At 61.9% G+C, this 13,492-nt stretch carries 10 protein-coding genes; 3 read left to right on the forward strand and 7 right to left on the reverse strand.

The window, feature by feature from the left end:
* Positions 1-11 precede the first annotated feature (11 nt).
* From cmk to mtnA, 7 genes are all read right to left on the reverse strand, one after another.
* Positions 12-701, reverse strand: coding sequence for a (d)CMP kinase (cmk, locus tag IF199_RS21615; RefSeq protein WP_011335369.1), 690 nt, complete (start codon positions 699-701; stop codon positions 12-14).
* Positions 698-2,905, reverse strand: coding sequence for a bifunctional prephenate dehydrogenase/3-phosphoshikimate 1-carboxyvinyltransferase (locus IF199_RS21620; protein WP_244142485.1), 2,208 nt, complete (start codon positions 2,903-2,905; stop codon positions 698-700). Before IF199_RS21620 ends, cmk begins: the two co-directional genes overlap by 4 nt.
* 28 nt (positions 2,906-2,933) lie before the next feature.
* On the reverse strand, positions 2,934-4,046 hold the full coding sequence (hisC, locus tag IF199_RS21625; protein ID WP_085730519.1) for a histidinol-phosphate transaminase: 1,113 nt from the start codon (positions 4,044-4,046) through the stop codon (positions 2,934-2,936).
* Between the two features lie 13 nt (positions 4,047-4,059).
* A complete protein-coding gene (gene pheA, locus IF199_RS21630) occupies positions 4,060-5,154 on the reverse strand; it encodes a prephenate dehydratase (protein WP_007950913.1) in 1,095 nt (364 codons plus the stop codon).
* Positions 5,154-6,239: a 3-phosphoserine/phosphohydroxythreonine transaminase gene (gene serC / locus IF199_RS21635; protein ID WP_096821019.1), complete on the reverse strand. Its 1,086-nt coding sequence runs from the start codon at positions 6,237-6,239 to the stop codon at positions 5,154-5,156. Before serC ends, pheA begins: the two co-directional genes overlap by 1 nt.
* A 64-nt stretch (positions 6,240-6,303) precedes the next feature.
* A complete protein-coding gene (gyrA, locus tag IF199_RS21640) occupies positions 6,304-9,087 on the reverse strand; it encodes a DNA gyrase subunit A (RefSeq protein WP_192558665.1) in 2,784 nt (927 codons plus the stop codon).
* 424 nt (positions 9,088-9,511) lie between these two features.
* The gene (gene mtnA, locus IF199_RS21645; protein ID WP_096821017.1) at positions 9,512-10,588 is read right to left on the reverse strand and encodes an S-methyl-5-thioribose-1-phosphate isomerase; all 1,077 of its coding nucleotides are present in this window, start codon (positions 10,586-10,588) and stop codon (positions 9,512-9,514) included.
* A gap of 108 nt (positions 10,589-10,696) precedes the next feature.
* Between mtnA and IF199_RS21650 the strand changes: the two genes are divergently transcribed.
* Genes IF199_RS21650 through mupP form a run of 3 tightly spaced genes read left to right on the forward strand, consistent with a single transcriptional unit; the run spans position 10,697 to position 13,463 of the window.
* Positions 10,697-12,031, forward strand: a complete 1,335-nt coding sequence (locus tag IF199_RS21650; RefSeq protein WP_102620488.1) for a TRZ/ATZ family hydrolase — start codon at positions 10,697-10,699, stop codon at positions 12,029-12,031.
* A 57-nt stretch (positions 12,032-12,088) separates the two neighbouring features.
* A complete protein-coding gene (ubiG, locus tag IF199_RS21655; protein WP_007950906.1) occupies positions 12,089-12,787 on the forward strand; it encodes a bifunctional 2-polyprenyl-6-hydroxyphenol methylase/3-demethylubiquinol 3-O-methyltransferase UbiG in 699 nt (232 codons plus the stop codon).
* 4 nt (positions 12,788-12,791) lie between these two features.
* The gene (mupP, locus tag IF199_RS21660) at positions 12,792-13,463 is read left to right on the forward strand and encodes an N-acetylmuramic acid 6-phosphate phosphatase MupP (RefSeq protein ID WP_096821015.1); all 672 of its coding nucleotides are present in this window, start codon (positions 12,792-12,794) and stop codon (positions 13,461-13,463) included.
* The last annotated feature ends 29 nt before the right edge of the window (positions 13,464-13,492 follow it).

Raw genomic sequence — 13,492 nt, forward strand, 5'->3', positions numbered from 1 at the left:
GGCCTTCTTGGTCACCCGGCGATATCGCGAATGGCGATCTCGCTCATGATGCGTTCAAGCACCTGATCGATGGACAACTCCGTGGAATCCAGTTGTATCGCGTCGGCCGCCGGCTTGAGCGGGGCCACCGCTCGCTGGGTATCACGCTCATCGCGCGCACGAATCTCATCTAGCAGACTCGACAGACTAACACCCTCGACTTTGCCCTTCAACTGCAAATATCGACGGCGCGCCCGCTCCTCGGCACTGGCGGTCAGGAAAATCTTCAAGGGCGCATTCGGAAATACCACCGTTCCCATGTCGCGACCATCGGCCACCAGGCCCGGCGCTTCCTGGAAAGCACGCTGGCGCTGCAGCAACGCCTCGCGCACGGCCGGCAATGCAGCCACCTGGGAAGCGCCGGAACCGACGCTCTCGGTACGGATGACATCGCTGACTTCATCACCTTCCAGAATGATGCGCTGCAACTGACCGTCGGTCGCCGCGATGAACTGCACATCCAGATGAGCGGCCAGTTTCTTCAGCAGCTCTTCATTGGTCAGGTCGACACCATGGTTGTGCGCAGCAAACGCCAGCAAGCGATACAGCGCACCGGAATCCAGCAGGTTCCAGCCCAGACGCTTGGCCAGAATCCCGGCTACGGTGCCTTTGCCCGAGCCGCTTGGCCCATCGATGGTGATGACCGGAGCAATGTTGTTCACGACTGAGCCTCTTGCGCCACACGAATGCCAACCTGCGCGCACAGCGCCAGGAAGTTCGGGAACGATGTCGCGACGTTGGCGCAATCATGGATGCGGATCGGTGCAGTGGCGCGCAGCGAGGCCACGCTGAAAGCCATCGCGATACGGTGATCGCCATGACCATGCACTTCGCCGCCGCCAATCTGGCCGCCGTCGATGATGATGCCGTCCGGGGTCGGCTCGCACTTGACGCCCAGCGCCAGCAAACCGTCCGCCATGACCTGGATACGGTCCGATTCCTTGACCCGCAACTCTTCGGCGCCGGTCAGCACGGTGCGCCCTTCGGCACAGGCTGCCGCCACGAACAGTACCGGGAACTCGTCGATGGCCAGTGGAACCAGCGCTTCCGGAATCTCGATACCTTTGAGTTTAGCTGCTCGCACGCGCAGGTCTGCAACCGGCTCGCCGCCCACTTCACGCTGGTTTTCCAGGGTGATGTCGGCGCCCATCAGGCGCAGGATGTCAATCACACCGGTACGCGTCGGGTTGATGCCGACGTGTTCGAGTACCAGCTCCGAACCTTCGGCGATCGACGCTGCCACCAGGAAGAACGCCGACGACGAGATGTCGCCCGGCACTTCGATGTGGGTCGCGGTCAGCTTGCCGCCGGACTCAACCGATGCCGTGGCACCGTTGACGCTCACCGGATAGCCGAAGCCGCGCAGCATGCGCTCGGTATGGTCACGGGTCGGCGCCGGCTCGGTCACGGTGGTCTTGCCTTCGGCGTACAGACCCGCCAGCAGCAGGCAGGATTTCACCTGGGCACTGGCCATCGGCATGGTGTAGGTCAGGCCTTTGAGCTTGTGACCGCCACGAATAGTCATCGGCGGACGACCTTCGGCAGCGGTTTCGATCACGGCGCCCATTTCCCGCAGCGGGTTGGCCACGCGATTCATCGGACGCTTGGACAGCGACGCATCACCGGTCAGAGTGCTGTCGAAATCCTGCGCGGCCAGCAGGCCGGACAGCAGACGCATCGAAGTGCCGGAGTTGCCCAGATAGATCGGGCCCGGCGCGGGTTTCAGGCCGTGCAGGCCGACACCGTGGATGGTCACGCGGCCGTGATGCGGGCCTTCGATGACCACGCCCATGTCGCGGAACGCCTGCAAGGTCGCCAGGGCATCTTCGCCCTCGAGGAAGCCTTCGACTTCAGTGACGCCTTCAGCCAGGGAACCGAGCATGATCGAACGGTGGGAAATCGATTTGTCACCTGGTACGCGAATCCGACCGGACAGGCGGCCACCAGGTTGAGCCAGGAAAATCAGATCGTTGGAATTCATAGCGTCCACATAGGCCCTGCGGGCCAGGATTTTACTGAAATGCTCGCGGGCAACCCGGGCGCGCGTGAAGACGCCCAACAATTGGTGCCCATCCCCTGCATCGACCGCGTCGCGCAAGGCGTCGAGGTCGCTGCGAAATGTATCGAGTGTGCGCAGGACAGCCTCGCGGTTGGCGAGAAAGATGTCATGCCACATGACCGGGTCGCTTCCGGCGATTCTTGTGAAATCGCGAAAACCGCCCGCAGCGTAACGGAAGATCTCAAGGTTTTCATTGCGCTTGGCCAGCGAATCAACCAGACCGAAGGCCAGCAGGTGCGGCAGATGACTGGTCGCCGCCAGCACTTCATCGTGACGCTCGACCTGCATGTGCTCGACGTCGGCACCCAGCTCGCGCCACAAGCGATCAACCACTGCCAGCGCAGTCGGATCGGTCTGCTCCAGCGGGGTCAGAATCACCTTGTGACGACGAAACAGCTCTGAGTTGGAGGCTTCCACCCCGCTCTGCTCGGAACCGGCAATCGGATGACCCGGCACGAAACGCGCCGGCATGCCGCCGAACGCTTCGGTCGCCGCGCGCACCACATTGCCCTTGGCGCTGCCGACATCCGTCAGGATCGCCTGCCCCAGATCCATGCCAGCCAGACGGGCCAGCACTTTTTCCATGGCCAGGATCGGCACCGCCAACTGGATCACGTCCGCGCCCTGGCAGGCAGCCACCAGGTCTTCTTCGCAGCGATCCACCACACCCAACTCGACCGCCAGCCTGCGCGATTGCGGGTCGAGATCGACCCCGACCACTTCGCGGCACAGACCGCTCTCACGCAAGCCTTTGGCAAACGAACCACCGATCAACCCCAGACCGACCACCACCAGGCGCCCGATCATAGGTGCAGCAGATTGCAGCGCAGTGACATCACCCACGAGCCAGAACCTTGCGCAGCGCTTCGAGGAAGCGGCTGTTTTCCGCCGGCAGACCGATGGTCACCCGCAGATGGTTCGGCATGCCGTAGTTGGCCACCGGACGCACGATCACGCCTTCGCGCAGCAGGCCCTGGAACACCGGAGCGGCCACTTGAGCGAGGTCGACACAGATAAAGTTGCCCTTGGACGGAATCCAGCTCAGGCCCAGCTCGCGGAAACCCGCTTCCAGCTGTTGCATGCCGGACTCGTTGAGCTGACGGCTCTGCGCCAGATATTCCTCGTCCTTCAACGCCGCACACGCCGCGGCCAAGGCCAGGCTGTTGACGTTGAACGGCTGACGTACGCGATTCAGCACATCCGCCACCACTGGCGTGGACAAACCGTAGCCAACCCGCAGCGCCGCCAGACCGTAGGCCTTGGAGAAGGTGCGCGAGACCAGCAGGTTCGGGTAAGCCGCGAGGAAATCCAGACCATCCGGCAGATCGCTGCCTTCGGCGTATTCGATGTAAGCCTCGTCCAGCACCACCAGCACGTGCTCCGGCACGTCCTGCAGGAACTCGTCCAGTGCCTCGGCGCCAAACCAGGTACCGGTCGGGTTGTTCGGGTTGGCGATGAACACGACGCGTGTGTTGGCGTCGATGGCCGCCAGCATCGCTGGCAGGTCATGCCCCCAATCCTTGGCCGGAACGACCTTGGCCTGAGCCCCGACTGCCTGGGTCGCGATCGGGTAGACCGCGAACGCGTGCTCGCTGAACACGGCATTCAGGCCCGGCGCCAAGTAGGCACGCGCCACCAGCTCGAGAATGTCATTGGAGCCGTTGCCCAGGGTCACCTGGTTCAGCTCGACACGGCACTGCTCGGCCAGCAGGGATTTCAGTGCGAAACCGTTACCGTCCGGATAACGGGTCAGCTCGTCCAGCGCTTCGCGGATCGCGGCCAGCGCCTTCGGGCTGGCGCCCAGCGGGTTTTCGTTGCTCGCCAGTTTGACGATGCTCGCCGGATCCAGATCCAGTTCGCGAGCCAGTTCGTCCACGGGCTTGCCCGGAACATATGGCGAAAGTTGTTGCACGCCCGGCTGTGCCAGAGCGAGGAAGTTGCCACTCATTTGCTACCGCCCCTTAGAGAACTGCTTTCGGGTAGGAACCCAGCACCTTGAGTGCTACTGCTTCCTGACTGATCTTTTCCAGCACACCTTTGATCAGCGGATCACGGTGATGGCCGACGAAGTCGATGAAGAACACGTAGGTCCATTTACCGCTGCGCGACGGACGGGTTTCGATCCGGGTCAGGTCGATCCCGTTGTCATGGAACGGCACCAGCAGCTCATGGAGCGCGCCGGGCTTGTTGCTCATGGACACGATGATCGATGTCTTGTCGTCGCCGGTCGGCGGCACTTCCTGGTTACCGATCATCAGGAAGCGCGTGGAGTTGTCCGGACGATCCTCGATCTTCTCGGCCAGACGGGTCAGGCCGTACAGCCCGGCCGCCATGTCACCGGCGATCGCCGCCGAGTTCCACTCCCCCTTGACCCGCTTGGCCGCTTCGGCGTTGCTGGACACCGCCACGCGCTCGACATTCGGGTAATGGGCGTCCAGCCACTTGCGGCACTGGGCCAGCGACTGGGCGTGGGAATAGATGCGGCTGATGCTGTCGGTCTTGGTGTTTTCACCAACCAGCAGATGGTGGTGAATCCGCAGCTCGACTTCGCCACAGATGACCATGTCGTGCTCGAGGAAGCTATCGAGGGTGTGGTTGACCGCACCTTCGGTGGAGTTCTCCACCGGCACCACGCCAAAATTCACCGCACCGGCCGCCACTTCGCGGAACACTTCGTCGATCGCTGCCATCGGCTTGCTGATCACCGCGTGACCGAAGTGCTTCATGGCCGCCGCTTGCGTGAAGGTGCCTTCCGGACCGAGGTAGGCTACTTTCAGCGGGTTCTCGAGGGCGAGGCACGAGGACATGATTTCGCGGAACAGCCGCGCCATCTCTTCGTTGCCCAGCGGCCCCTTGTTGCGTTCCATCACGCGCTTGAGGACCTGCGCCTCGCGCTCCGGACGATAGAACACCGGCTGCTCGCCTTCGGCCAGACTGGCCATCTTGACCCGTGCAACCTCTTCGGCACAGCGTGCACGATCGCTGATCAGCTGGAGGATCTTCTCATCGAGGTTGTCGATGCGAACGCGCAGCGCCTTGAGCTCCTGCTCGGACATCAGGAATGCTCCTTCTCGAATTCAGCCATGTAGCCGACCAGAGCCTCGACAGCATCCAGGCCCAGGGCGTTGTAGATCGAGGCACGCATGCCGCCGACCGAACGATGGCCCTTGAGATTGAGCAGGCCGCGGGCGTCGGCGCCGGCCAGGAACGCCTTGTCCAGACGCTCGTCAGCCAGGCGGAACGGCACGTTCATCCACGAGCGGGCGTTGATGCTGATCGGGTTGGTGTAGAAATCGCTGTTGTCGATGAAGCCGTACAGGCGATCTTTCTTCGCCTTGTTGCGCTGCTCCATCGCGGCGACGCCGCCCTGCTCCTTCAGCCACTCGAAAACGAGGCCCGAGAGGTACCAGGAATAGGTGGCCGGGGTGTTGTACATCGAACCGTTGTCGGCCGAGACCTTGTAGTCGAGCATGGTCGGGCACGAACTGCGGGCGCGGCCCAGCAGGTCCTCACGGACGATCACCACCACCAGACCGCTCGGGCCGATGTTCTTCTGCGCACCGGCGTAGATCAGACCGTACTGCGACACATCGATCGGGCGCGAGAGGATATCGGAGGACATGTCGACCACCAGCGGAACGTCACCGGCCTCGGGAACCCAGTCAAACTGCAGGCCACCGATGGTTTCGTTGGACGCATAGTGCAGATAGGCCGCACCCGGGGTCAGCTTCCACTCGTTCTGACCAGGAATGGCCAGGTAGTCATAAGGCTTGGCGCTGGCGGCAACGTTGATGTTGCCGAAGCGACGCGCTTCCTCGATGGCTTTCTTCGACCAGATGCCGGTTTCGACATAGTCGGCAGTGCCGTTCTCGGGCAGCAGGTTCAGCGGAATCTCGGCGAACTGCTGGCTCGCACCGCCCTGCAGGAACAGCACTTTGTAATTGGAGGGGATGGACAGCAGGTCGCGCAGGTCCTGCTCGGCTTTCTCGGCAATGGCCACGTAGTCATCACTACGATGGCTCATTTCCATGACCGACAGACCCTTGCCGTGCCAGTCGAGCAGCTCGGACTGGGCACGCAACAGGACAGCTTCAGGCAGCGCAGCGGGACCTGCGCAGAAGTTAAAGGCTCGTTTGCTCACATCCACTCTCGCTATGCAATCACGGTAGCGGACAGAGCAAACACTCTGCCCTGCTACGGTTTGGTTAGTCTTGCGACTCTTCTTCGTCTGCGGCGTCCGCCTGCAGGTTGTCGACTGCATCGTCCGGTTCGGCGCCGATCACGCCTTCTTCCAGCTCGACACCTTCCTCACCCTCAAACTCTTCACCCTCGACTTCCGAAGGTTCCTGGACCCGCTCCAGACCAACCAGGGTTTCATCCTTGGCCAGCTTGATCAGGGTCACGCCCTGGGTGTTGCGACCCAGACTGGAGACTTCGTCGACACGGGTACGCACCAGCGTGCCCTGGTCGGAAATCAGCATGATCTCTTCACCATCCTGCACCTGAACCGCGCCGACCAGACGGCCGTTACGTTCGTTGCTGACCATGGCGATAACGCCCTGACCGCCACGCTTGTATTCAGGGAACTCGGTGATCGCCGTGCGCTTGCCGTAGCCGCGCTCGGAAGCCGTCAGGATCTCGCTGCCTTCTTCCGGGATCAGCATGGAAATCAGCTTCTGCCCTTCCGGCAGACGCATGCCACGCACACCGCGAGCGGTACGACCCATGGCGCGGACTTCGGATTCCTTGAAGCGCGTCACCTTGCCGCCGTCGGAGAACAGCATGATTTCCTGCTCGCCATCGGTGATGGCAGCGGAGATCAGGATGTCGCCTTCGTCCAGCTCCAGCGCGATCAGACCGACGCTGCGCTGACGACTGAAGGCCACCAACGGGGTCTTCTTGACGGTACCGTTGGCGGTCGACATGAAGATGAACGGTGCCTTCTTGCGGTCGGCAGCCTTGATACGTGCCTTGCGCTCTTCTTCGGTTTCGTTGCTGTTTTCGATTTCTTCTACATCAGCCTCGGCGCCTTCGGCTTCTTCTTCATCAGCCTGACGCTTCATGGCTTCGAGATCGACCGGCAGCATGGTGGTGATGTATTCACCGTCATCCAGAGGCAGCAGGTTGACCAGCGGACGACCACGAGCGGCGCGGGACGCTTCCGGAATCTCGTAGGTCTTGAGCCAGTACACCTTGCCCTTGCTGGAGAACAGCAGCAGCGTGGTGTGGCTGTTGGCAACCAGCAGGTGAGCGATGTAGTCCTCATCCTTCACGCCGGTAGCCGATTTGCCTTTACCGCCACGACGCTGAGCCTGGTACGCAGCCAGTGGCTGGGTCTTGGCATAGCCGCCGTGGGAGATGGTCACGACGCGCTCTTCTTCCGGGATCATGTCACCCAGGGTCAGGTCGAGGCGTGCATCGAGGATCTCGGTGCGGCGCACGTCGCCGTATTCGGCGCGGATCACTTCCAGTTCTTCGCGGATCACTTCCATCAGGCGCACGGCGCTGTTGAGGATGCGGATCAGCTCGCCGATCTGGTTGAGGATCTCTTGATACTCGGCCAGCAGTTTTTCGTGTTCCAGGCCGGTCAGACGGTGCAGACGCAGCTCCAGAATGGCTTGCGCCTGTTCCGGCGACAGGAAGTACTTGCCGTCGCGCAGACCGTATTGCGGATCGAGGTTTTCCGGACGGCACGAATCGGCACCGGCACGCTCGACCATCGCCACCACCGCCGAGGACTCCCACGGCGTGCTGACCAGCGCTTCCTTGGCTTCCGACGGCGTCGGCGAAGCCTTGATCAGGGCAATCACCGGGTCGATGTTCGACAGGGCTACCGCCTGACCTTCGAGGATGTGGCCACGCTCACGAGCCTTGCGCAGTTCGAACACGGTACGGCGGGTAACGACTTCGCGACGGTGACGGACGAAGGCTTCCAGCAGATCCTTGAGGTTCAGGATGCGTGGACGGCCATCGATCAGCGCAACGATGTTGATGCCGAATACCGATTGCAGCTGGGTCTGGGCGTAGAGGTTGTTGAGGATCACCTCAGGCACTTCGCCGCGACGCAGTTCGATCACGACGCGCATACCGTCCTTGTCGGACTCGTCGCGCAGTTCGGTGATGCCTTCGAGTTTCTTCTCTTTTACCAGCTCGGCGATCTTCTCGATCAGACGCGCCTTGTTCAGTTGGTAAGGCAGCTCGGTGATGACGATCTGCTGACGGCCACCGACCTTGTCGATGTCTTCGATGATCGAACGGGCGCGCATGTAAATGCGGCCACGGCCGGTGCGGTAGGCTTCGATGATGCCGGCGCGACCGTTGATGATCGCGGCGGTCGGGAAGTCCGGACCGGGAATGTATTGCATCAGCTCATCGACGGTCAGCTCGGGGTTGTCGATGAGGGCCAGGCAACCGTCGATGACTTCACCGAGGTTGTGCGGCGGAATGTTGGTCGCCATGCCCACGGCGATGCCGCTGGAACCGTTGACCAGCAGATTCGGAACGCGGGTCGGCATGACCGCCGGGATCAGTTCGGTGCCGTCGTAGTTCGGCACCCAGTCCACGGTTTCCTTGTGCAGGTCGGCCAGCAGCTCGTGCGCCAGCTTGGTCATGCGCACTTCGGTGTATCGCATGGCCGCGGCGTTGTCGCCGTCCACCGAACCGAAGTTGCCCTGACCGTCCACCAGCAGATAACGCAGCGAGAAAGGCTGCGCCATACGAACGATGGTGTCGTACACCGCGGTATCACCGTGCGGGTGATACTTACCGATCACGTCACCGACAACACGGGCAGATTTCTTGTACGGCTTGTTGAAGTCGTTGCCCAGCTCGCTCATCGCGAACAGCACGCGACGGTGCACGGGCTTCAAGCCATCGCGCGCATCCGGCAGTGCACGGCCGACGATCACGCTCATCGCGTAATCGAGATAGGACTGTTTCAGCTCGTCTTCGATATTGACCGGGAGGATTTCTTTGGCCAGTTCGCCCATGAGAAGCCTGATTCCTTTTTCTGGTGAAACTTCGCCATATCCATAGGGGACGCACGAAGCTCGTCGATGCAGGCTGAGTGCCATGCGCCGACTTACGACAAATCAACAAGTTGACCCTGGATTTGCGCAGTGAAGACAACCCCGTGGGACTGCCTCGGAAAACGCCGGATGTTATCACAAGAGCCGCCACGCACCTATCCCCCAGATGCGCATGGAGCATAGTTAGATGACCGATGACAGGCTTAACGGGGACGAGAGAGGCTCAGAGCTTCTCCGAATGCAAATTTCGAGACGAAATTGCGGATGTTTATTGACTTTCGAGGCCCCATCGCTGGCAAGCCGGCTCCCACAGGATCCGTGTCGGACACAAAACCTGTAGGAGCCAGCCTGCTGGCGATGGCCATTTAGCGGGCAGTGAACACCCTTAATGCAGGCGCTTGCGGCACATCAACTGGGCCATTTTCGCGGTGTCCGGGCGCTCGACGATGCCTTTTTCGGTGACGATCGCATCGATCAGGTCCGCCGGCGTCACGTCAAATACTGGGTTAAATGCTTCGACATCCGCCCCGACACGCTTGCCGCCGACTTCCAGCAGTTCGGCACCGTCGCGCTCTTCGATCGGGATGTCATCACCGCTGGCCAGATTCATGTCGATGGTCGAACTCGGCGCCACCACCATGAAACGCACGCCGTGGTGCATGGCGTTGACCGCCAGTTGATAGGTGCCGATCTTGTTCGCCACGTCGCCGTTGGCGGTGATCCGGTCGGCGCCGACGATGACCCAGGTCACGCCTTTGGTTTTCATGATGTGCGCGGCGGCGGAGTCGGCATTGAGCGTTACCGGAATGCCTTCGTTGGCCAGCTCCCACGCGGTCAGGCGCGAACCCTGCAGCCACGGCCGGGTTTCGTCGGCATAGACACGCTCGACCATACCTTCGATGAACGCCGCGCGGATCACCCCGAGCGCCGTGCCGAAACCGCCGGTGGCCAGGGCGCCGGTATTGCAGTGGGTCAGGATCGCCTGGGCATTGCCCTGATGTTTGCGGATCAGGTCGACGCCGAGCTGAGCCATGGTCAGGTTGGCTTCACGATCGCTTTCATGAATGGCGATGGCTTCGGCTTCGAGCGCCGCCAGCGGATCGGCGTTGTCCTTCAGGCGATCCAGCCGGTCATGCATGCGGTTCAACGCCCAGAACAGGTTGACCGCGGTCGGACGGGAATCGGCCAACAGCATGAAATCCTCTTCCAGCGCCGCATACCAGTCGCCACCCTCGGCAATCCGGGTACGGGCCGCCAGCACGATGCCGTACGCAGCACTGATGCCGATCGCCGGCGCACCGCGCACCACCATCGAGCGAATCGCTTCGGCCACGCCGGCGGCGCTGGTGTAGGCGATCCAGTTTTCCTCGAACGGCAAAACGCGCTGATCCAGCAGGTGGAGCGCGCCATCACGCCAATCGATGGCCTTCACTTTCTCCGCAGCCAACAGTCGATCGCGCATCCCTCACCCCGCACTCATGAACAAAAGCCGCCGATTATAGCGATCCCCCCGCGAAGACGCTCGGGTATACTTCGCCATCCTTTACAAAAGCACTGGAACCGACCCTCGATGCCGAAACCTGCCATTGCGCTCGACTTATTATTGCTGCCGACCTGGCTGGTACCCGTCGAACCCGCAGGCGTTGTGCTCAAGGAGCATGGCCTGGGCATCCGCGACGGTCGCATCGTGTTCATCGGCCCGCGCGCCGAAGCCTTGAAGTGTAACGCCGCCGAAGTCCGCGAATTGCCGGACGTGCTGCTCAGCCCCGGCCTGATCAACGCTCATGGCCATGCCGCCATGACCCTGTTCCGCGGCCTCGCTGACGATCTGCCTTTGATGACCTGGCTGGAAAACCATATCTGGCCCGCCGAAGGCAAATGGGTCGATGAAGATTTCGTGCGTGACGGCACTGACCTGGCCATCGCCGAGCAGATAAAAGGTGGTATCACCTGTTTCTCGGACATGTATTTCTTCCCGAAGGTTGCCAGTGAGCGCGTGCACAACAGCGGAATCCGTGCGCAGATCGCCATTCCGATCCTCGATTTCCCGATTCCGGGCGCTGCCAGCGCCGATGAAGCCATTCGTCAGGGCGTCGAACTGTTCGGCGATCTGAAGCATCACGAACGTATCAAGATTACCTTTGGCCCTCATGCACCCTACACCGTCGGCGATGAGAACCTGGAAAAAATCCGCGTGATCGCCGAAGAGCTGGACGCCTCGATTCACATGCACGTCCACGAAACCGCTTTCGAAGTGCAACAGGCCGTTGAACAGCGCGGCGAACGCCCGCTGGCCCGCCTCGGCCGACTTGGCCTGCTCGGGCCGCGCTTCCAGGCCGTGCACATGACCCAGATCAGCGATGACGACCTGGCGTTGCTGGTAGAAAGCAACACCAATGTGATCCATTGCCCGGAGTCGAACCTGAAACTGGCCAGCGGCTTCTGCCCGGTCGAGCGCCTGTGGCAGGCCGGGGTCAACGTCGCGGTCGGCACCGATGGCGCGGCGAGCAACAATGATCTGGACCTGCTGGGCGAAACCCGCACGGCTGCACTGTTGGCCAAGGCTGTTGCTGGCTCGGCCACCGCGCTGGACGCCCATCGGGCGCTGCGCATGGCCACGCTGAACGGCGCGCGGGCCTTGGGGATCGAAGCCGAGACCGGCTCCCTGGAACTCGGCAAGGCCGCGGACATTGTCGCGTTCGATCTGTCCGGCCTGGCACAGCAACCGGTCTATGACCCGGTCTCGCAACTTATTTACGCCACCGGCCGGGACTGTGTGAAACACCTGTGGGTCGCCGGCAAGCAATTACTCGACGACCGGCGCCTGACGCGCCTGGACGAACAGCAGCTGGGCGAAACCGCCCGGGCCTGGGGCCGTCGCATCAGCGGCCACACCGAATCGTAAACACCCCGGGGCAAACTCCGGGGCTACAGCCTTTTTCAAGTTTTAGAGGATTGAATCATGAGCAACGTCGACCACGCCGAAATCGCCAAATTCGAAGCACTGGCCCATCGCTGGTGGGACCGCGAAAGCGAGTTCAAACCGCTGCACGACATCAACCCGCTGCGGGTCAACTGGATTGACGAGCGCGTCAACCTGGCTGGCAAGAAAGTCCTCGACGTCGGTTGCGGCGGCGGCATCCTAAGCGAAGCCATGGCCCAGCGCGGCGCGACCGTGACCGGTATCGACATGGGCGAAGCGCCGCTGGCGGTCGCGCAACTGCATCAGCTGGAATCCGGCGTGAACGTCGAATACCGGCAGATCACCGCCGAAGCCCTGGCTGAAGAAATGCCCGAGCAGTTCGACGTCGTCACCTGCCTGGAAATGCTCGAGCACGTACCGGATCCGTCCTCGGTGATCCGCGCCTGCTTCCGCATGGTCAAACCCGGCGGTCAGGTGTTCTTCTCCACCATCAACCGCAACCCGAAGGCGTACCTGTTCGCCATCGTCGGCGCCGAATACATCATGAAGCTACTGCCGCGCGGCACCCACGACTTCAAGAAATTCATTCGCCCATCCGAGCTGGGTGCGTGGAGCCGCATGGCCGGCCTCACCGTCAAGGACATCATCGGCCTGACCTACAACCCGCTGACCAAGCACTACAAGCTGGCGGCGGACGTTGACGTCAACTACATGATCCAGACCCTGCGCGAGGAGTAAGCCGATGGCCATCAGAGCAGTCCTTTTCGACATGGACGGCACGCTGCTCGACACCGCGCCGGATTTCATCGCCATTTGCCAGGCGATGCGCGCGGATCGCGGTTTGCCGCCGATGAACGACAAGCACATCCGCGACGAAATCTCCGGCGGCGCCAAGGCCATGGTCGCAGTGACGTTTTCGATGGATCCGGAATCACCGGGCTTCGAGGAGTTGCGCCTTGAGTTCCTCGAGCGCTACCTCGCCGGCTGCGCCGTGCACAGCAAACTGTTCGACGGCATGGGCGAAGTGCTGGCCGACATTGAAAAAGCCAATCTGGTCTGGGGCGTGGTCACCAACAAGCCATTGCGCTTCGCCGAACCGATCATGCAGCAACTGGGGCTGGCCGAGCGCTCGGCCCTGCTGATCTGCCCGGATCACGTGAAGAACAGCAAACCGGATCCCGAGATGCTGATCCTCGCCTGCAAGATGCTTGATCTGGATCCATCGAGCGTTCTGTTTATCGGCGATGATCTGCGCGATATCGAATCCGGCCGTGACGCGGGCACCAGGACCGCCGCCGTGACCTACGGCTACATTCACCCGGACGACAACCCGCGGCACTGGGGCGCGGACGTGGTGGTGGATCATCCGCTGGAGTTGCGCAAGGTGCTGGATAACGCACTCTGCAGTTGCTGAATCGTGTCCACTGCATTCCCATGCCGGTC

It is taken from the genome of Pseudomonas allokribbensis (assembly GCF_014863605.1).
Taxonomy (GTDB): Bacteria; Pseudomonadota; Gammaproteobacteria; order Pseudomonadales; family Pseudomonadaceae; genus Aquipseudomonas; species Aquipseudomonas allokribbensis.